General features: G+C 53.9%; 8 protein-coding genes and 1 tRNA gene. All 9 read left to right on the top strand.

The genetic code is table 11. From position 1 onward, the window contains the following. The first annotated feature begins 91 nt into the window (after positions 1–91). The 9 genes from B2952_RS03165 to B2952_RS03125 all read left to right on the top strand — a co-directional run bounded on the left by B2952_RS03165 (position 92) and on the right by B2952_RS03125 (position 21722). Positions 92–8725, top strand: a complete 8634-nt coding sequence (locus B2952_RS03165; protein ID WP_290733816.1) for a cadherin repeat domain-containing protein — start codon at positions 92–94, stop codon at positions 8723–8725. Between the two features lie 219 nt (positions 8726–8944). Continuing rightward, positions 8945–10537: a FecR family protein gene (locus B2952_RS03160; protein ID WP_290733818.1), complete on the top strand. Its 1593-nt coding sequence runs from the start codon at positions 8945–8947 to the stop codon at positions 10535–10537. Next, positions 10537–13584 (top strand): right-handed parallel beta-helix repeat-containing protein, encoded by a 3048-nt coding sequence (locus B2952_RS03155; protein WP_290733820.1) that lies wholly within the window; start codon positions 10537–10539, stop codon positions 13582–13584. Before B2952_RS03160 ends, B2952_RS03155 begins: the two co-directional genes overlap by 1 nt. A 122-nt stretch (positions 13585–13706) precedes the next feature. Then, a complete protein-coding gene (locus tag B2952_RS03150) occupies positions 13707–17579 on the top strand; it encodes a hypothetical protein (RefSeq protein WP_290733822.1) in 3873 nt (1290 codons plus the stop codon). Continuing rightward, the gene (locus tag B2952_RS03145) at positions 17576–18415 is read left to right on the top strand and encodes a deoxyribonuclease IV (RefSeq protein WP_290733824.1); all 840 of its coding nucleotides are present in this window, start codon (positions 17576–17578) and stop codon (positions 18413–18415) included. The genes B2952_RS03150 and B2952_RS03145 overlap by 4 nt, the downstream gene beginning before the upstream one ends. Positions 18416–18482: 67 nt before the next feature. Further along, positions 18483–18555, top strand: a tRNA-Asn gene (locus tag B2952_RS03140). A gap of 82 nt (positions 18556–18637) precedes the next feature. Beyond that, entirely contained in the window at positions 18638–19039 is a 402-nt protein-coding gene (locus B2952_RS03135; RefSeq protein ID WP_290733826.1) for a hypothetical protein, read from the top strand. A 3-nt stretch (positions 19040–19042) separates the two neighbouring features. Further along, positions 19043–20461, top strand: coding sequence for an MBOAT family O-acyltransferase (locus B2952_RS03130; RefSeq protein ID WP_290733828.1), 1419 nt, complete (start codon positions 19043–19045; stop codon positions 20459–20461). Positions 20462–20552: 91 nt separating this feature from the next. Continuing rightward, positions 20553–21722 carry an FISUMP domain-containing protein gene (locus B2952_RS03125; RefSeq protein ID WP_290731559.1) on the top strand — a complete coding sequence of 390 codons (1170 nt, stop codon included), beginning with the start codon at positions 20553–20555 and terminating at the stop codon, positions 21720–21722. Positions 21723–22180: the final 458 nt, after the last annotated feature.

The following is a 22180-nucleotide window of genomic DNA, read 5'->3' as shown; positions in this document are numbered from 1 at the left end:
CGATTTTAAGATTCAGGTTGTCTATGTTAAGGAGGGAACCGAGTTTAAAAACGGCGCCTGGGATTTAACAAATGCCAATGAATTTACCTACTTGAGTAATAAGAAATACTCGGGTAATTTGCTTTTTTATACGAACAGTGATATCAAGTGGAATTATTGGGTAAGTGCGTCGTTCCAGGGAACGTGGATGACGACTGGTAAAATGGTGGTTGCTGGTCACTTCAAGTTGGCAGGCCAGGTTATCGCAAGGCAGTTGGAAATCATGAACGATGTCAACGGCGATTTCAAGTATATGCCGTTTGATCCGCCTTGGATTGACATCAATCCCGAAGCCCGTAGTTGGGGCACAGTCTACGAAGGTGTTGCCGGTCCTCAGCCGCTTTCGATTGTTTTGAATGAACCTCCGACTACGGATGTCAGTTTCAAGTACTGTTTCGTATTTGACGGCAATCAGGCAAATAACAAGGATTCGGATCCGGATTCGTTGAATGCCTGGGCAAGCTTGGAAGATGTGGTTGCGAGTGAAATCCCTGTATGTAATGGAACGTCTGTATATCAGGTTGTTGATTTCCCCAAGGGACATACAATTCCGTCGAAGACCGTGTCTGTGACCGTTGCGAATGACCTTGTTGAAGAATGGACGGAATTTTTCAAGATACGTGTGTTCGATATGGTGGGCGCCGTGCTCCCGAACAAAATGCGTGAAGGCGAATTCCTGATAGAAATTGACGATGACGACAAGGCTCCCAAGAGCAAGGACACCGTATTTGTTGGCGTTGAAGATGCCGATAACCCGTTTATCAAGTTCCCCGCTATGACGGGAAATGGCGCCGCTCTTGATGAATATCAGATAAAGATTGAATCCTTGCCGATGAAGGATGGCAATGTTGTCGGAACGCTGACATACGACGGTGCTGTAGTCGATGCTGACGTCATTGCAGCAGGTTTGGTTATTTCTAACGAAGATATTGGCAAACTCGTCTATCATGGCGAAGAAAATGCGTATGGAGATGACAAGGCTTCGTTCACTTATAGGGTCATCAGCAAGGATGTTTCTGCCGTTGCTGCCAACACGGTGACTATCAACCTGCAGGCTGTAAACGATGCCCCGACTGTGACTGCCGATACGATTAAGATCGGCGAAGTTGACCACGAGGTGAAGTCCGGTTCCATCGTCGGTGCGGATATCGAAGGTGATGCTTTGGCATATTCTTTCGATAACGCCTTTGATGAAACATTCACCGAGGCCAACTACAATAAGATTACGTCGCTCTACGAGATGGATCCCGCAACGGGCGTTGTCTCTGTAAAGAATGACGCTGTTTTGAATTACGAATCGGCCGACAGCGTGCTTGCCATCAAGGTGAAGGTCGTCGACAATGCTGCTACGACCAGCGGTGTGGGCAAGGATTCAGCCTATGCCGTTGTCGTGCTCCAGATTGTCGACCAGAACGAAGCTCCGGTTGTTCGTGATACGACGTTCTCGGTGGACGAGAATTCCAAGGCTGGAACCGAGGTCGGCAAGCTGCTTGCGACAGACCCGGATGTAAAGAGCGCAGACTTCGGTGTGCTCAAGTACAGTCTTGTTGAAACGGATGTTCCGTTTGCAATCGACAATCAGGGCGTTATTACGGTTTCTGAAGATGATGCTCTTGATTTTGAAACAAAATCCAGTTGGATTATTCATGTTGTTGTTACGGATGGCTTCTTGCCGCAGACGGTTGAAGTGGTCATCATAATCAACGACCTGAACGAGCCACCGCACATCGAGGAACCCGAAAACGAATATAACGTTGTCGAAAATACGGGGAATGGAGTCGTGTTTGCGTCAATCAAGGTTACGGACCAGGATAATGACGACGGAAGGACAACTTTGACGGCCAAACTCGAAAACCTTATCGAGTCAGAAGGCGTGACTGCAGAAGACCTTTTCGAAGCCACTGTGGTGGAGGATACGACGGACCATTCTCTGAGGATTGTCATTACTGTAAAGGACAGCGCGAAGCTTGATTACGAAGCCCTGCTGGCAAATGGCGAAAATGAGGTTCTCTTCGATGTAAGGCTCCTGCTTACGGACCGTGGTGCCGCCGAAGGAAGCCTTACTGATACTGCTTTCACGACGATTTTCGTGACTGACGAGAACGAAAAGCCGACTGCCGAGGATGGCGATTTCACGATTGCCGAAAATTCTGCGGCAGGAACGCTTGTCGGCAAAGTCGTTGCTTCTGATCCGGATACGGCAAATGCCGCTTTCGGAACCCTCTACTATAGCTTTGTGGAAACGTCGACCCAGTTCGAGATCGATGCTGCCGGTACAATTAGGGTTCTCGAAGGTGCCGTCCTTGATTACGAAACGACTCTTCCGGACCACAAGATTACGCTCCATGTGAGAGTGACCGATGGTGTATTTGCCGATACGGCTACGGTGACGGTTACACTTACCGACGAGAACGAACCGCCCATTATTATCGACGACGACAAGGACAACTATGACGTGCCCGAAAACACGCTTGCGACAACGGAAATCGCTCGCTACGAAATCATGGATGTCGATGCTGTCGATGCCAATTTTGCGACAGCTCTGAAGGTTGTCCTTTCGGATATGGAAGAAAATGCAATTTCTGCCGACAACCTGTTTGAAGCAAAAATTGAACAGAGCGACAGCAAGACATACGCCGTGATTCGCGTTAAGAATTCTCCGGATTTCGAAGCGATACTGGATGCAAATGGCGATTCTGTATTCTTTGTTGCTCTGACCCTGAAGGATCAGAACGGCGTTGCCGGTTGCAATTCCGTAACGCTCGACAAGAAGATTACGGTGCTTGACGTGAACGAAGCTCCGGTCATTGCCAACAGGAACTTCACCCCGGATGAAAATATCGAAAACGATGAAGTCGTGGGCGAAATGACGGTCGATGAACCCGATACGAAGAATGTCGAGTTCCGCCATCTGGCTTTCTCCATCATTGAGAATGTCCCGTTCTACATGGATTCGAACAAGGTGAAGGTGGGCGATGCTAGCCTGCTTGACTTTGAAACGACTCCGGAATACACCTTCCGTGTGGTGGTGAAGAACTGCGAGAAGAATGCCTCTACGGGCAATTACACTGAACGCTGCCTTGCCGATACGGCCGACGTGAAGGTCACGCTTCAGAACGTGAACGAGGATCCGGAAATCAAGTGCATCGTGGGTGATACCAAGTGCAATGGCCCGTTCGAAATCGCCGAAAATTCGAAGACCGGCACTGAAATCCACGCATTTGCGATTACGGACGTGGATGCGAACGATGCGGGCAAGTTGACTGTTGCCCTCACCGATTCTGTGCCCGGTGGTACCGCGGCGACGCTCTTTGACGTGAAACTGAACGACGCTCATTCGGAAGTGACCATCGTGGTGAGGGATAGTTCCAAGCTCAACTACGAAGCGGTGGATTCCGTGTACGTGGTTGTCCTGACGGTCAAGGATGTTGGTGGCAAGACCGATACGCTCATCCGCACGATTAATGTCAAGGATGTGAACGAAAAGCCGACGATTGCCGACAAGAGTTTGGATCAGCCCGAAAATCTTGCGAAGGACGCCGTTGTGGCGGAACTTTCTGCGACGGATCCCGATACGAAGCATGTGGCTGATTTTGGTCACTTGGATTACTCCATCATTACCGAAAACATGCCGTTTTATATGGATTCGAACAAGGTCAGGGTTGACGATTCGACAAAGATTGACTTCGAGACAACTCCGGTGTTCACCTTCAATGTGAAAGTGGAAAACTGCGAGAAGAACGCCTCTACGGGCAAGTACACTGAACGCTGCCTTGCCGATACCGCTACCGTGACGATTACCCTTACGAACGTGAACGAAGTTCCGGAAATCAAGTGCATTGTGGGTGACACCAAGTGCAACGGCCCGTTCGAGATTGCCGAAAATTCGAAGACCGGTACTGAAATCCATACGTTTGCGATTACGGACGTGGATGCGAACGATGCCGGCAAGTTGACTGTGGCCCTCACCGATTCTGTGCCCGGCGGCATTGCGGCTACGCTCTTTGACGTGAAGCTGAACGACGCTCATTCGGAAGTGACCGTCGTGGTGAAGGATAGTACCAAGCTCAACTACGAAGCTGTGGATTCCGTGTATACGGTTATCCTGACGGTCAAGGATGCCGGCGGTGCGACGGATACGCTCATCCGTACTATCAATATCAAGGACGTGAACGAAGCCCCGACGATTGCGAACAAGACCGCGGAGCAGCCCGAAAATCTTGCGAAGGATGCCGTCGTGACAGAACTTTCCGCGACGGATCCCGATACGAAGCATGTGGCTGATTTCGGCCATCTGGATTACGCGATCATTACCGAAAACATGCCGTTCTACATGGATTCGAACAAGGTTAGGGTAGGCGATTCTACGAAGCTCGACTTCGAGACGACTCCGACGTTTGTCTTTAACGTGGAAGTGAAGAACTGCGAGAAGAATCCCTCGACGGGCAACTACACCGAGATGTGCTTGGTCGATACAGCCCTTGTCACCATCAACCTTAAGGATGTGAATGAGACTCCGAAGATTGTCGTCGATGACGATGATGACGGTGACGATGATACCGACGAGGATTGCATCGCGAACTGCGATACGACTGGCCGCGGACACGACCCGGTTTCCAAGAAGACCCTTACGGTGGGCATCGATGAAAATAGCGCAACCAACGTGGTCGTGTTTGCCTATGTGGTTGCGGACGAGGACGTTGGCGACGTGGGCAACCTGACGCCGAGTCTGAAGGATGACAACAATACGGGTGTCGATTCCCTCTTCAAGGTTGGCATGAAGACGGAAGGCGGCAAGACGAAAGTGGTCGTGTATGTGAAGGATGGCTCGAAGCTCGATTACGAGAAGGTCAAGCTCGAACATGAAGTGACGGTCTTCATTACGGACCCGGACGGCCTCCAGGATTCCATCGTGCGTATCATCAAGGTGCAGGATGTGAACGAGGCTCCTGTGGTTAAGGACTTCACCAAGACCATCGCCGAAAACCTCCCGAACAATTCTGTGGTGGGCGAACTCGACGCTACGGATCCTGACGTGCTGAACAAGGCGTTCAGCACACTCACGTACACGATTCTCGAGAATGACGTCCCGTTCTATTTGGATTCCAATGTCATCAAGGTTGCCGATAGCGACAGGCTGAACTATGAAAAGGATTCCGTGTTCACATTCCATGTGAAGGTTTCCGATGGCGTTAATTCCGCTACGGCATCGGTCACGATCAAGCTTTCCAACGAAGATGAAAATCCGAAGATTATCGTGGATGACGATGATGACGGCGATGACGATTCCGACGACAAGTGCATTGCGAACTGCGATACCACAGGTCGTGGTGTCGATCCGGAGGGTAAGAAGACCCTTACCGTGGGTGTCGAAGAGAACGTGCCGACAGGAACCGTTGTTGTGAGCTATGTCGTTGCTGACGAAGATTTCGGCGAAGTGAAACATCTTATTCCGACACTTTTGGATGACAAGAATTCGGGTGCCGATTCCCTGTTCTCGATCGCTTTGGATACCACGGGCGCGAAGACCAAGGTTGTCGTCACGGTGAAGGATAGCGCCAAGCTCGATTACGAGACAATCAATCCGAAACATGAAGTTTCGATTGTCGTGACAGACGTGAATGGCCTTGCCGATACGCTCAAGCGCGTTATCGAGGTGATTGACATCAACGAACCGCCAACCTTCGAATCCTGGCCGTTCGAATTCAAGGAACACAACGAGCCCGGCGTTGTCGTGGGACATGTGGAACATGGCGAAGATGTCGATACGATGGCTATTTCTGGAATCAGCAAGCCTGAAAACTACATCCACGACAAGTTCGAGCTGACGGGCGGTGCTGACGGTGCCGATACGTTGTTCACGCTGTTGCCCAATGGCGACCTGGTCGCGAACAAGACGTTCAACTTCGAGACCGATCCGACGGAATACACCATCTACATCTCGTTGATGGATACCCTGATGCCGGAACTCGTCGAGACCGACACGATCCATATCACGCTCCTCGACCTCAATGAGGATCCGTGGATCGTCACGGACTCCGTGGTTGTCGAAGAGAATGTGGAGAAGGGAACCGTTATTGATACTATCGAGGCCAAGGATCTTGACCTCTACGATACCGTGCTGACATTCACGCTTGTCGAGGACAAGAGCGGCTGCTTCGATGTCTCGGAGAGCGGTGTCGTTACGGTGAAGACCGACAACTGCAAGGAACTTGACTACGAAAAGAACAAGGAACTCCCGATCAAGGTGAAGGTGACCGACACGAAGGATGCTTCCGAAACCAAGACGATTGTCGTGAAGATTACCGACGTGAACGAAGCTCCGGAAGTTGATGACGAAACCATTACGGTCAGTGAAGATACGCCGATTGGAACTCCTGTCGATACGGTCAAGGCTATTGATCCGGATGACGATCCCAAGTACAACGAGCTTATCTACACGATTGTCGGTGGTGATTCGTCCGTATTCAAAGTCGATTCCACGACGGGAGTCGTGACGCTGATTGATTCTCTCGATTACGAAGAGAAGAGCGAATACACTCTTGTTGTCGAGGTGTTCGACGGCGAATTCAGGGATACGGCCACCGTGACCATCAAAGTCGGCAACGTAGTCGAAAGTTCCGAAGTGGAAATCACCCGTGCCGAAACCCGCGATACGGTCGTCATCAATCCCGATACGCTTTACGTGAACACTCCGGACGTGTGCATCGAATGGAAGGCTGACGGCAAGCTCATGGGACCGGATTGCGATCTCGAGCTCCACGAAGGCGAGAATATCATTGTCCGCACCTTCCAGGATCCGACGAAGGACTTCCCGGGCGTGGATACCTTGGTCATTTACTTCAGTACGGCAACCCCGGTCGTGACGGTCTCGAAGGCTTCGGATGCGAACGCGAAGACCAACATCTTCACCATCGTGGAAGAGGCTGCTGCCAAGGATACCACGTTCTACGTGAACAATCCGAAGAACGATATTCTCGTGACGGTGACGGATACGGTTACCCACACGAGCGAATCGTTCACGGTGAAGGTTGAACTCGAGGCTGTCGACATTCCGTCCAACACGTTCAAGAAAACACTTGGTGGACTTGTGGATGCCTGTGTGACCCTGAACGAACATGCGACGGATGTGACCTATACCCCGGTCAACGGCAATTCTACCGCCGTGACCTACACGGAAAAGGTCAACGGCAAGGATGTGACGGTCACCTACTACACGGATTCCGAGGGCAACATTATCGAGAATGCCGACGGAATCAAGACGATGACTGTCACCTACACGACCGAGGTGGAAGGGCGCGAAGTCCGCATCTCGTACTTGGCCGATGCCGTGACGGGCGAGGTTGTCCAGACTACGGGCGGCTACGCCAAGCAGGAATCCGGCAAGGATTCCAAGGATGGCGGCAAGGAATCTGGAAAGGGAGGCAAGGATAATAAGGACTCTAAGGATGGCAAGTCCGAGAATCCGGTTGTCTTTACGGTCACCTACGATTACGTGGATGCGAACGGCAATATCATGACGGTTGCCTATGGTGTCGATGCCGAAGGCAACCTCGTGAAGAACGAGGATGGCAACCTCGGCTACGAAGTGAGCTATACCTACACGAACAAGTACGGCAACTCTGCGACCCGCTCCCTGTTTATCGTGGTTGACCAGGTTTCGCCGGTCGTGGAAATTGTTGCGCCTGTCGATGGCGAAGTGGTGTACACGAACTTTGTGGACGTGAAGTGGATGGTGAATGGCGAAGTGCAGGACACCCTCATTACGCAGGCCCTGGAGAAGGGCGCGAACGCCATCGTGCGCTTCTACCGCGACAAGGCCGGCAACCAGGCGTCCGATACGATTATCGTTATCATGAAGAACGCGAAGGACGTGGACATCGCTGTGGAACAGCCGGTGACAGTGGTGACCCGCGAGAAGACGGAAGAGTACTATGCGTCCAACGAGCCTGAGGAAGGCGAGACGTTCGCCGTTACCATTTACAATACGAAGACGGATAAGGAAGTGGAAACCCAGGTGGGCGGAGATTTCGAATCTAAGCCCGGCAGTGGCGACGAACCTTACCCGGGACTTGCTGGACACTTGGGCCCGACTCTTGGCATTGATACCAAGGTGCCGACCGTGAACGCGATTGGCGGCCTTGCTACGCTTGACGACCTTGTCGGCAAGGATGGCCTGGTTCCGCTGGAAGGCGTCGATGCCGCAAACAGCGTGAAGATTACGGTCGATGAATACATGGACCAGTATTGCGACGCTGAATTCGCCGAGAACGTGGGATCCGATATCAGCCGCGCGAACCTCTTCAGGACGAAGATGTACGTGAAGATCTGGATTTACACTAGCCTCGGCCAGTTTGTGGATTACTACTCCTTCACGCAGGATCTGGACAACCCCGACTACGTGAACGATGCGGGCCTCCTCACGATGTACTTCGAAATGAAGCCGGATCGTGACGGCAATGTCCGCACGGAATCGGGTCGTCTGTATGCGACGGGTGCATATGTCTACAAGACGGAAGTCGAGCTGAAGTCCACGCTACGTTGCTCCGTGCCGCCGTTCACTGAAACGACGAGGGGCAGTGGCAAGTATGAACCGGACAAGGCATCCAACAAGAAGGGTGCGACCCGCTCTGTCAAGGAAGACCTGCTGAAGAGCTTCGGCTACAAGCGCCCGGACCAGAAATAGCGCGCCCCTGGCGATGAAATTTTTGTAACCCCTTGATACTCAGGGGGTTATTTATTTCTATGGGAAATGGCGACTGCATGGCGCTCCGGCGACGCTTTGGCGATGGCTGGATGCGGTGTCAAAAAAGGGTTGCAAAAGACTTCTTTGTAAAATGCGGCATGTGCTTTTTTGCAAAAAAAGGTTTATTTTTAACAAGTCGAACGCCCCAAAAGGAGTCTTATGAAAACTTCTCCGTTCCGCCTGCTTCCGGTCCTCTTTCTAATCCCCTCTCTGGCCTTCTCTGCATCTGTTGCGGGCAAGGTGCGCGCCGCCCTTGGCGAATGCGAGAGGCAGAAGGCAAAGCAAGTCAAGTGGTCTCCGCTTGTCGTGGGGGCTTCCATTTTCCAGACTGACCGTCTCCGCACGGGAGCCGAGTCCGAAATTATCTTCGGGCTTCCGGACGGGAGTACCGTGTCTATAGCGGAGAATGCGGAAGTCGAAATTGAACGCCTCTTGGAACCCGACGGCAAGGGCTCCTTCGATACGCGTCTGAACGTGGAAGACGGCTTCGTCAAGTTCGCCATCAAGAAGCAGAAGAAACAGTCCAAGTTCCGCTTCAAGACGGGGGTTCACACGGCATCCATCCGTGGAACGGATGGCTTCGTGGGTGGCGGCGAGAATTTTTTTGCGAGTCTTTCGACGGGTAAGCTGGATGTGCAAACGGGCGAGGACGGTCCGGCATCTTCTATCGGTGCGGGCGAGACGATTTTCGGAAAGGATTCGCTCGTGACGCTCAAGCTAGCTTCTTCGGGTAACCCGAAACTGGCGCGCCGCCTCGTGGCAATCATGAAGTCGGGCAAGGCGCTCGACGAGATGGTGAAGGATGTGAAGGCAGCGGATGCTTCTGTGCAGGAAGAGATGAGGAAGGCCGCGGTGGAAAGTTTGCCCGAGAACGGATTCACGCTGGATGCGGAGAGTGCAGAAGTGTGCGAGGCTGGCCTTACCGTCAGCGGAAACTACCGCACGGCCGATCCGAACGCGAAGCTCGTGGTTAAACTTGGCAAGACCTTTACGTCGTCTAATCTTGTGGCGGTGGCGGATGGCGCTCCGCATGCATTTGTGCAGAATATTCCCGTGAACGATGCGAATGGACTCTGGACCGAGACCGAGGCGCAGGTCGTGTTTACATCGGCGAAGGCCAAGGATACTAAGAAGGTCGCGGTCGGCGTGAATGCTTCGTGTGCGGGCGTGAACCAGGTGGCTCCGCAGATTCAGTTCGTCTCGTATGATTCCGTTGCGTGCAAGGCGCAGCTCTCGGTTGGCGGAATGCAGGGCGATGAGGCCCTCCTTGCGCTCTCGGTGGACGGCTCTGCGACTTCGGAAGAGACGGTGTCCAAGAATGGTCAGAAGACTGTCAAGCTTGTCCCTGGCGTTCACGAATACGTCTACACGGCGACGGACCTTGCGAAGAATGTCGCTACGGCAAAGAAATCGATGGGTTGCTATCCGGTGCAGCGTTTTGTTGTCGAAGTGTTCGGAGAACCGAACGAGAATCTGCTGGTGCCGCCTCCTCCGATGGGAATAGCGGACCGCATCGGCAAGACGCTCCAGTTCAAGATCAAGAACCCGGAGAACGACCCGCAGTTCCTTTACAGGGTAACGGTGCGCCAGAACGGCAAGGTCATCTTGCAGGAGACCCTGTCGCAAATCCAGTCGCTGGATTACGACATTCCCGTCGAGCTTGTCCGTGGAGCAAAGAACAAGTTCGATATCGAAGTGATTCATAAGAGCGGATTCAAGGCCAAGGCGGTTAAGCGGTTCGAGGTTCGCTAATGTCGTTCGGAAGTTGGTTTGTTAGAGTTGTTGCCTTTGCGGCATCCGTCTTTGCGGTTGCTGCGCCTTCGGAGTTGAAGGGGGAAACCTCCGGATTCCTGACGGTGGACAAGTCGCCCTATACGGTAAGCGAGACGATAGTCGTGGGCGAGGGCAAGGGCCTTGTTGTCGAGGCGGGCGCTGTGATTGAATTCAGGCAGGGGGCTGGGCTCGATGTGCGTGGCGGTTCGCTTTCGGTGATGGGCAAAGCCGATAGCCCGGTCGTGTTCCGCGGTGTCGACGGTGGCTCCTGGAACGGAATCTCGGTGGCGGGCAATCACAAGGCGAACCTTTCGTACCTGCAAATCGACGGTGCGGAAATCGGACTTGCGGTGGAGCGCGGCTCGGTTTCCATGAGCGAAGTGGATATCTTGAATGCGGGGCGGGTCGGTTTTTTTGCGAAGGATGCTTCCGTGCAGGTGAACGGTGGCGCATTCAATTACAATGCGGGCGTTGCGCTTTGGCTTGCTTCGGGGGTGAAGGCCGAAATCGAAGGAGCTTCGCTGTTTGGAAACAAGTTTGGTGCAGTCTTGCAGGAAGGCGCGAAGCTCAAGCTTGACCAGTCGAACATCAGCGGCAACGAAGTCGGCCTGGTGTCGCAGGACTGGAACAGCCTGAATTTTAGCAGGCTCAGTATCGAGGGAAACCAGGTCGGTCTTGTGCAGAGCGACAGTCCTTCGGATGAGCTCAAGAATGCGGTAAGCGGTAACGACAGCGACTTTTCCCAGGATTTCGCAATGGTGATGAAGAATCTTCCCGATGCACCCGAGAATCCAGAAGCGGAAGCCTATTCGAAGAGCCACCATGCGGAATCGGCAGCCCCAGTCCAATGGGCGATGAGCGGAAACGTTGCAATGACGCTAGGCTATCATGCGGTCTGGACGGAGAAAGACGAGAACGGCGACGAATATCCGAATCTCTTCCAGGTGCCGGGGCTCTTTGCAAACGCAAATGCCTATATGCAGGTGCGATCGACGGACGGAAAGCTGTTTGAGATGTCTGCGAACCTTTCGATGGACCGCTGGAACTATTTCAACCCCGAGAATGTCCTTGCCGTTTACCGGGACAGCCTGCAGCGGATTGCGCTTGGCGACATGTACCTCCTGGGCGGGGAAACCTACCTTGCGGGAATCGACCTGCTGGGTGCGAGCTATGACTTCAACCTGTTGCGCAATTCTGCCGGGATTCCGATGTTCATGCTGAGCGCTTTTGGTGGCGAGACGCGCGCTCCGAAACTCGTGGGCGAGCGCAACAAGGATGTCTACAAGGACTACATCGAGGATGGCGAGGCGGAGCCGCAGCAGCTCATTGTGGGCGGGAAAGTCCGTTGGAATCTGAATCGGAGGTTCAATGCGACGTTTGGCTTTATCGGGAACAAGGATGAACTCGAAGATCCGCTTCTGCGAGACGGTTCCAGCGCTAACGTGAATACGGCGGTGCCGGCGACATCGTCGAGGGCCTTCTTTGCCGATGCGGAATGGAAGATGTTCCCGGGCGACTTGACGCTGAATGCGCAGTTTGCAGTTGGCGGTGCCGACACGTCGGGAGTCCTGATGCAGCGCGCTGTGAACAAGGTGTTTTCCGATGCCGGGCTTGACGTGTCGAACTATGCGAAGCTCCGCAGGCTCATGAACAACCAGACGCTTGTGGAACTGCTTTCGCGTGGCGAACTGGAAGAAATCTTTGGCGAAAACGCGATGATGACCGAGGCGGAGATGCGTTCTGCTCTCAAGGCGTACCTGGAACGCGCGAAACGCGTGTTGTCTGGTTACAAGGACGACGAGGATTCGCATGCCGATATCAAGAATTGGAACGGCGAGAATTTTGCGTGGCTCGCGTCCATGCACTGGGCGTTCAAAAATACGGTTGTCGATGCCCACATGCGGTTCGTTGGCCCAGATTACTTTAGTGCGGGCTCTCCCGACTTGCTGCAGAACTCCCGTGAGTGGTTTGTGTCGTTGAACCAGAAGGTTATGGATTTCTGGAAACTGAATGCCGAGTACAAGCTTGAAATTGAAAATGCGGCGCATGGGGAAGATTACAACGTGTTCGGCTTTGCGGAAGGGAGTGCTCTTGGCCTCTTGCCTGGCGCGGACGACGACTGGCTTAAAAAGCATGAGCAGGATGATAGCCGAACGCTTTACGATCATACCGCAAAAATCGCGAATAATTTTGATGTGGCGGGCCGGTTGAAAATCGTTGCGGGCTATGCCTTCAACTACAGGACGAGAAGTACGGACCAGAGGCTCTATGCGAATTATTCTGCGGCATCGGGAATCTACTCCGACCTGTGGTTTGCGAAACGCGGCGGGGCGACCATTGATGTCGTCGATGGCGACGATACGCTGAAGGTGGATTCCGCACGGTGGGTGAAATACTATGCACTTGCCCAAAAGCCTTACCTGGCGACGCAGTTCGAAGAGAACATCGCGAAGCACACGTTTAACTTGGGCCTTAGCCTCTCGCTACCCTACAACACCTTGAATGTCGGTGGAGTGTGGTGCATTCGGCGGGATTATTCTGGATTCGAACAGGATAAACTAATCTCCGATTTCAATTTTAGCGACGAGACTTTCGGAATTCTCGGCTATTACTTCCATGGTGGCGACTATTTTGAACAGAGCTATCCTGTTTCGCTCCTGACTGCTGTGGGCAAGGTGCGCAACCGCCTCTCGGTGGTGCCGCGCTATAAGGTCTATGAACGCGACAATATGGACGATTTCGAATGGCGCATCGCGGAAAGCCTGCAGATGCCGATTGTGGATAAGTTTATGGACCTGTCGCTGACGGGCTTGTTCCGCCAGGAGTTCCTGAACCGCGACGAGGGTTCTGCCCATGTGCGCGAAGTAGAAATGGATGTGGGCGGTTCCCTGACGCTCGGGTTTACGCACTTGAAGAACTTGACATCCTCGTGGACAATCGGGGCGCTCTACAGCCATCGCCCGGACCTGCTTTCGGATGAATACTTTGACCTCTACGGCACGGCGACGGTGAATTATGCGTTCTGATTTTTTTGCGCAATGAGATGTGTGGTATGAATCGTTTTTTGTTGTTTCTGATACTTTCGTTTTTTGCCGTTAACGGATGGTGTGCTGCGACGGTTTGTTCCGAATCTGGGAAACGGTGCGACATGAATGTTGCTTCCGCGGATGATTGGTGGATGCTTAATCTGGAGATTCTGGAATGTAAAGTGCTGTGTGCAGAATACGACACGCTTCAGGTAACCGTCACTTCGGATATCGAATTTGACGAGTCCGCTCCGGATTCGGGGTGCGTCCCTGCGTTCGATGCGGTCAACTTTGCGGGCTCCTTTATCCTTAAGGGCGACGAGGTGCACACGATATCCAATATCTGCATGGAAAATACGGCGATGGCCGATTCCTACGGCATGTTCAATGTGGCTGAACATGAGCTGGTCGTGCGAAACTTGAGGTTCAGGAATATCCGTGCGGATGCCAAGGGCGCAAAGTATTTTGGCTTGCTTGCCGGCCGCGTCGATGGAAACCTGCGTCTCGAAAACGTGCTGTTCGAGAATGTCCGGGTGAATGTCGATTCCGCGTCGTCGTTTGCGGGAGGCCTTGTCGGTATCGTTTCGCCGCCCGAAGAGGGACCCGAGAGGGGTAAGGCGGTCCTTTCCAATGTCGTGGTTCGTGATTTTGTTGTGAACAGCAGCTCGAAGAAGGCGGTGGGCGGTCTCCTCGGCTATGTGCAGGATTCGCTTACGGTGATGCTCTCGAGCATTTCGCTTTCGATGGAGCAGGGGCGCATTGACGGTGAGGTGGATGCCAATACGGCCCTGTTCGGTGGCGTTGTCGGCATGGCGAACAACATGACCCAGTTTGTCATGGATACGCTTAATGTGGATATTTCTATCGCCGGGGATTTCGATGCGAATACGGAAGCCGTGAATATAGGAGGCGTCGCGGGGAAGATTGCGTCCGGCGGATTCCTTGCCGCGGATGCGGTAGTGAACGGACGCATCAAGGCGTCTTCTTCGACACTGTTCGATACGGACCATTTCTTTGCAACCGTATTTTATGTGGGCGGCCTTGTCGGGCAATGGAAGGCTGTCAATTCCGATACCTTCTGGGTAAACGGCGGCTCGGTCAATGTGGATATAGGCACCGATAGCCTGCTTGTTCCGTTCCTGGACGTGGGCGGTATCCTGGGCAATGCCTTTGTTGACGACGAGAAGGCGCGCCCGCTGGTATCGGTTATGAATGTCGGGTATGACGGAAAAATGGACTTCGGATTTGCGAACCACGTGCAGCGCATCTATGCGGGCGGATTCGTAGGCGACATCCACAGCGAATCGGGATACTTCTCTGCCGTTATCGAAAATGTCAAATCCGCTCCGGAAATGCGCGGTTTCACCTTCAGCGGTGCGGCGGGAAGCCTCGTCGGCCGCATGGATGCCCTGGCGGTCGGAATCAGGAATGTGCAGGCGTCGGGAAAAATCGGGATGCAGATGCATAACCAGCTTTATGATGCCCGGTCCCCCTTGTACTTGGGAGGTCTGGTCGGTTTTTCCGAGAATGCGAAACTGGCCGTGAGGTCTTCGTCGTATTCCGGGAGCCTGCAACTTGCGGTGCAGAGGTCGTCTATCGATACGGTGACGGCGTGGAAGGCGGGAGGTCTCGTGGGGTTTGCTTCCAAGGGATTCCTGCTGGTGGATTCCTCTTTCTTCGCGGGTAGGGTGATGGCGACGAATGTTCCCGGGCGTCTTTCTTTAGGCGGCCTGCTCGGGGAGACGGATACTGCGGATTCCCTCGTTATTGAGCGCTCGTATGCGGTCGGCAAGCGCGATACGTTGATGGATGTCCGCTTCCAGCCGGCTGATACGGGATCTTTTGCCATCGGGGGCCTGGTTGGAAATGTTGGCAGGGTTCCTTCTGTCAAGATTCGGGAGGTGTTCGCTAGAGGAGCCATGGTGCTTCGCGATACGCTGCTCACGACGGGGCAGGAATACATGAACCTGGCGGGTATTCTCGGCCGTGACGACAGCACGGTGAAGAATGCGGATTTCCTGATGCAGGACGCCTATTATCGTGGCGGTTTCGACCTGGATGGTTTCAAGTGCCAGCGCCAGCCCTTGATTTTCGGCGTGACGGCTGCGGCAAACAAGCGTGCCTATGTCAACGCGGTCTATGCGGTCGATTTTACGGGGCGTGCGCGGGAAGCGTCACAGGTAAAGCAGAAACTGATTGAGGTGGTTGCTACGGAGCCTTCGGATGAGTTTATCCTGCAATATCGCGGAGAGAAGGTCCTGGTCGTAATGGATTCTGCTATTTTCAGGGATGTGCTGAATGGGGCCGAAGAACGTGAAGCCCCTGCTTGGGATTGGGACGAAAACAAGAACGATGGCCTTCCGTGGCTTGTGTCGCTCCCGAAGTTTGATGCGTATGACGGTGGCGTCGACACAGTTGAAGTGGTTCCCGAGGAAGCCGATGCGCTTGATACATTGATCCAGGTTGTGCGCTGCGAATCCATCGAGGTCTACGCATCGGGCAATATTGCGAAGGTCGATATCCGCATCCGCAACGAGACTCCGTCGCCTGTCGTGATGAAGCTTTCGCTTGTCAATGGGGCGGATTCCGCCGTTGTCGATACGCTTGTCGTGAGGACTCCGGAAGATTCCCTCGACATTTTCGTCTTCCGGGATATTCCGAAGGGGAACTACAGGGCGGTTGTCACGCTCGATACGAACACCTTCGAGACGACGGAATGGAATGTTGCGGGCGGCGTAACCCTGATGGCGAATTCCTGGACGATGGTGGCGCTCGGTTCTGTCGAGAAGGACTCCGTGAAGGGTGTGGCCGGCCTGACGGCCTACCGTTGGGACGAGCGCGCGAAGGTCTGCGATTACTGGCAGTATGTGCCGTATGCGCTGGATGATGCCGTGGAGGCGGTCGATGGCTTCTGGGCCTATTCGAAGTCGGAACTCGAGCTTCCGATGAAGGCTCCGGATTCCGTTGCAGATTCCCTGCGTTGGAAGTTGGAACATGAATTCTACGGCTGGAACATGGTCGCGAACCCTTATCCGTGGGCGCTTTCGACCGGCGATGCTTCCGATTTTGAGAATGCGGAGGGCGCGGAAAGCCCCCTGTGGGTGTGGAATGCGGATAAGCGTGACTATGACCCTGTTTCCGTGTTGCCTCCGTTTGGCGCGTTCTGGGTCCATAGCGATAGCGAAAGCGTCCGGGCGGTGTCGACGGAGCCGGTATTCGGCAAGGAGCCCGTGGCGACTTACGGACATGTCGAGCATGTGGCGGTTGTCTCGCTCGAAAAGTCGCTCCGGAAGGCGGCTCGCGGTTCGTGGAGCGTGCGCTTGACGCTGAAGGGCGAGGACGGCAGCGAGGATGCCTGGAATGTTGTCGGGGTCGGTAGCCGTAGCGTGGATGTCGCCGAGCCGCCGGCAGGGATGGCGCCGGGGGTTAACCTTTCTATTTCGGGTGGGAATGACAGCACGCGTGCACTTGCGAAGAGTGTTCGGGCTGCATCGGCCATGCCTGCCGGCGGGAGCGTCTCTTGGACGCTCGCGGTTTCGTCGGCGAAACCGCAATCGGCGTTGCTCGGCGTGGAAGGCCTGGCAGAACTTGAAGCGATGGGCTATAGCGCGGTACTTGTTGTTGATGGCATGGAGCGCGTGTGCGCAGCGGGCCATCCGGTGAAGCTGGAACTTTCTTCCAGGGTGGCTAAAGCCGAATTCCGTGTTGTCCCGAAGTCGGCGTTGCCCGCCGTTGCCGCAAGCTCTATCGGGAAAATCCGCTTCGTGCGGTCTGCTGGTAGTCTGGACGTCGCTTTCGAAGCTCCGGGAACACTTGCCGGGTCTAGGTCCGAGGTTCGCCTACTCGACTTGCAGGGCCGTATGCTGTCGCGTGCGTTTGGCAAGGTGCAGCCGGGCATGAACAGCCTCTCCCTTTCCGTTTTCGGTCGTGGCGGCGTGTTCGTGCTGATGGTCAGGGCCGGAAACGAAACCCGCTCCATGAGGATTCGTTTGTGACGTTCTATATCGGTTGTCATCTTTCTAGTGCTGCAGGCTTCAAGGCGATGGGCGAGGATGCCCTCTCCATAGGGGCCAACGTATTCCAGTTTTTTACCCGCAACCCGCGCGGCGGTGCCGCGAAGCCTTTCGATAAGCAAGACGCGGCGGCGCTTGTGGACCTGATGTGCGAAAACGAGTTCGGGCCCGCGCTTGCGCATGCGCCCTACACGCTGAACCCGTGTGCGGCTGACCCGGGGTTGCGCGACTATGCCCGCGACGTGATGAAGGATGACCTGTGGCGCATGGACCACTTCCCTGGAGCGATGTACAACTTTCATCCCGGAAGTCACGTGAAGCAGGGTGCCGAAAGGGGCATCGAGCTGATTGCGGAACACCTGAACGCGATACTGCGCCCGGACTTGAAGACTCTCGTGCTCCTCGAGACCATGGCGGGGAAGGGGAGCGAGGTAGGCAGGACCTTCGAGGAACTGCGCGCGATTATCGACCGGGTGGAACTTTCGGACAAGCTCGGGATTTGTCTCGATACCTGCCACGTGCACGATGGCGGCTACGACATCGTGAACCGCCTGGACTGGGTGCTGGAACAGTTCGACAAGGTTATCGGGTTAAAACGCCTGCACGCCATTCATTTGAACGACAGCAAGAACCCGCTCGCAAGCCACAAGGACCGTCATGAGGTTATCGGCGCGGGCTTTATCGGGCTCGAGGCGCTTGTGCGCGTGGTGAGCCATCCGGCGCTCCGCGACCTGCCGTTCTACCTCGAAACCCCGAACGAACTCCCCGGTTATGCCGCCGAAATCGACCTTATGCGAAAAAAACGCAAAAATTTATGATTTTTTCCGCAAAATCCCCTTGACAAAGGACGTTGTTTATCTATATTTGGGGGCGTCTAACAGACGATGCTTCATAGCTCAGTTGGTAGAGCCCGCGACTGTTAATCGCGTTGTCCTTGGTTCGAGTCCAAGTGAAGCAGCTTAGAACCCCGTTCGAAAGAGCGGGGTTCTTTGTTTTTGCGACAAGGGAGGGCTTGTTGCTTATTTTGTATATTTCATCCTATGATTAAGAACCTGCTTATCGCTATCCTCGCTGCCGCGGCTTTTACGTTCGCGGCTGACCCCGTCACTGTTGAAGCCCGCCTGACCGAAATCCCGGGCAAGATGCCTAGCAACGACCTCTACAGCTACGTGTACGTGTTCAAGTACAAGGTGCTGAAGGTGGTCTCCGGCAAGCTCGACGCGAAGGAAATCCTGGTGGGCGTGTACAACCCGCTTATCGCCCGCGGCAAGGTCAAGGACAAGATGGCTGACAAGAGCAAGGGCAACGTGGGCGAGTTCAAGGCGAAGGCCAAGCACACGCTCAAGATTGTGCCACTCGAAGGCAACTGGGATGGCGCAGTGGAAGACGAGTATTTTGACGACGAATCCCCGCGCTATCTCGCGATTGAAGTGAACGAGTAGGCTGTGGTCTTCTCTTCCCAGATTTTTCTGTTCTACTTTCTGCCGACTTTTTTGGTCGGCTACTTTGTGCTGTTCCGTGCCGGGGTCAAGCATTCCGGCCTGAACTTCTTCATCACGATTTTCAGTTACATCTTTTACGGCTGGCTCGAACCGTGGCTCGTATTCCTGATGTTCGGCTCGACGCTCGTGGTTTACGTGAGCGGGCGGTTCATCTCTGCGCCTGGTGCGAGCAGGCGGCAACGTAATTTGGCACTCCTCGCGGCGATTGTCGTGAACCTCGGTGCGCTCGGGTTCTTCAAGTACTACATGTTCGGCATGGGCGTCATCAACGACGTGGTGGCGAAGCTCGGTTGCGAGCCGTTCTCGGTGATGACGGTGCTGTTGCCGGTGGGCATCTCGTTCTATACGTTCCAGTCCATGAGCTACGCGATTGACGTGTGGCGCGGTACCGCCCCTCCGGTCAAGGACTTCGTGACGTTTGCCTGTTACGTGGCGCTCTTCCCGCAACTTGTCGCAGGCCCGATCGTGCGTTACAATACGGTGGCCGAGGAACTTGCGACCCGCACGCACACGCTCGAGAACTTCGTGCGCGGCATTATGTTCTTCAGTTTCGGTTTTGCCGAAAAGATTTTCCTTGCGAACCAGGTGGGCATCATCGCCGATCGCGTGTTTGCGGCAGACGCCCCCGGTGTGCTGAACTGCTGGTGGGGTAGCCTTGCCTACATGTTCCAGATTTACTTCGACTTCTCGGCGTACAGCAACATGGCGATTGGTCTTGGCCTGATGCTCGGGTTCCATTTCCCGCGCAACTTCAACGGCCCGTACCGCTCGGGGAGCATCACCGAATTCTGGAAGCGCTGGCATATTTCGCTCACGAGTTGGTTCCGCGATTACCTCTACATCGCTCTCGGTGGAAACCGCGTGGGCAAGAAGCGCCTGTATTTTAATTTGTTCATGGTCATGTTCCTGAGCGGCGTGTGGCACGGCGCGAACTGGACGTTCGTTTGCTGGGGCCTGTACCATGCCTTCTTCATGATTGTGGAACGTGCGAACAACAAGAACGCGCTTTACTACAAGGCGCCCCGCGTGGTGCAAATCCTGATTACGCAGGTGCTCGTGCTGTTCGGCTGGGTGCTGTTCCGTGCCGATAGCATTGGCGAGGCGTGGCGCATGTGGAAATCGATGCTCGGGCTTATGCCGGTGAGCGGCGCCGACGCCATCCTTACGGCCGAAATCTTCACGCCCACGTGCATCGTGTTCATGGCGGTGGCAGCCCTGCTTTCGTTCTGGAAATTCCGCAGTTTCGACTGGTGCAACGAGGTGAAACCCTGGAAGGCCGCAGTCGCGCTCGGGCTCTTTGTGCTCGCGACACTTGCGCTCTTTACCCAGAGCTACAACCCGTTCCTGTATTTCCAATTTTAACACTTCGCGGCCAGCAACTGTCTAGGGTGTTGCCCCGTGTTATGTTATATTTTCATTGGTATTTTGGGATAAGACTGCATTTGGAGGATAAATGAGGCGTTCTTTTCTCGTTTCTTTTGCGATGTTTCTTGCTGTTGCGGGACTCTCCTTGACGGCATGCGGGGACGATGATAGCAGTTTCGCCCCGCGGGACGAGGATTCTTCTTCGTCCGTATGCGAGGACTGCGACGAAACGACATCGTCATCGTCTGTCATCCCCGCTTCGAGCGGGGATCTCCAGTCCTCCTCTAGCAAGAAAGAAACAAGCAGCAGTTCGAGCAAGGAGATTGCTTCGTCGTCTTCGACTCCTCGCAATGACAATTCAAGCAGTTCTGTGAAGTTTTCTTCTAGTGAGGAAAAAGACAAATCGTCATCAAGCAAAATACAGAGTAGTAGTTCTGAAAGGTCGTCTTCTTCGAATATAGCCTCTAGTAGTAGTTCCGTAAAATCGTCGTCATCGAGTGTAAAATCTAGTAGTTCTGTTGTTTCGTCTTCCAGTAAGGATGTTGCGTCTAGCAGTAGTGAATATGTGCCATTTGACCATACGGTGACCTTGGGGGCAATGAGGGACGAGTACAAGACCTTTGTCGACGAACGTAATGGCCGCAGCTACTACTACATTACGATAAGGGGCAAGAACTCTAAGAAAGAGGTGGATTCCGTGACTGTAATGGCTGAAAACCTCAATGTCGGCAAAATGATTACATATGTAAAGGATCAGGCTGACGATACGACGATTGAACGTTACTGTTACGATAGGGACACCACAAATTGCGACCGTTACGGGGGGCTCTACCAGTGGGCCGAGATGATGCAACTGCCTAACGATTGCAACACTAAGAGTTGCGCCGACTTGATTCAGCCGAACCATCAGGGAATTTGCCCGGATGGATGGCGGCTCTTGACCCAGGAAGATTTTTACATAGTGCTTCATGCCGACGGCAATACGCATGGAATTGCGGGGGTTCGATCCTCGTATGGGTTTAACGGGTTCAATTCCACCGGCTATTCCCTCGTCGGCGCCGGGTACGTATGGGATCGCAGACTTCAAGGATTAAAATCATCCACAGCTTGGTTCTATCCGGAGGAAGGTCGTGAAGGGTATGTTGAAGGATATGCCCTTGCAATGGGAGCGAACAATACGGAAACTGAAGCTTCAGAGGTTTTCTCTCAGCTTAAGACAAACGGTTTCTCCGTTCGCTGTGTTAAGCTAGAAGAATAACCACAAATTTTAAGGGCATCTTCCTGCAGTTTAATGCGGACCCGCAATTCGCGAAGGCCGAAGTGTCTAACAGCCACGAGGCTTTCGCAGTACCCGCTTCGAAACGTTCCTGCGATAAACAGTCTTGCTCCGGAGACACACTCGTGTTTCTTTGCGGAGAGAGGGCGTTTTGCTAAGCAAACACTCGAACGAAGTGAATGTGTTTGCGTGCGAAATGCCCCTCGAAGCAAACTATATTATGAAAAGCGTTTATGGACCCTATCGTCGTTTCACTCCTCCAGGGTGACAGATGAAGGTATGGAATGGGAGATCCCCACCTTGGTGGCCATGCGCACTAAGCACTAAAGTGCTAAGTGCTGTCCGCCCGCCTTCGCGGGGATGACATTGGGGTCCAGAATGGCAATTGGGGCTGGGAACGCCCAAAAAAATGAAAATCCGGCGTGTTTTTTACTATCTTG

Origin of the sequence: Fibrobacter sp. UBA7003 (assembly GCA_002449765.1) — a bacterium.
GTDB lineage: Bacteria > Fibrobacterota > Fibrobacteria > Fibrobacterales > Fibrobacteraceae > Fibrobacter.
This window is presented reverse-complemented; position numbering and strand designations above follow the sequence as displayed.

What these genes read in the sequence shown, in the direction of transcription:
- B2952_RS03160 (WP_290733818.1), top strand. Translation starts at nt 8,945, where the DNA reads ATGAAAACTTCTCCGTTCCGCCTGCTTCCGGTCCTCTTTCTAATCCCC.
- B2952_RS03125 (WP_290731559.1), top strand. Translation starts at nt 20,553, where the DNA reads ATGAGGCGTTCTTTTCTCGTTTCTTTTGCGATGTTTCTTGCTGTTGCG.
- B2952_RS03155 (WP_290733820.1), top strand. Translation starts at nt 10,537, where the DNA reads ATGTCGTTCGGAAGTTGGTTTGTTAGAGTTGTTGCCTTTGCGGCATCC.
- B2952_RS03135 (WP_290733826.1), top strand. Translation starts at nt 18,638, where the DNA reads ATGATTAAGAACCTGCTTATCGCTATCCTCGCTGCCGCGGCTTTTACG.
- B2952_RS03150 (WP_290733822.1), top strand. Translation starts at nt 13,707, where the DNA reads ATGAATGTTGCTTCCGCGGATGATTGGTGGATGCTTAATCTGGAGATT.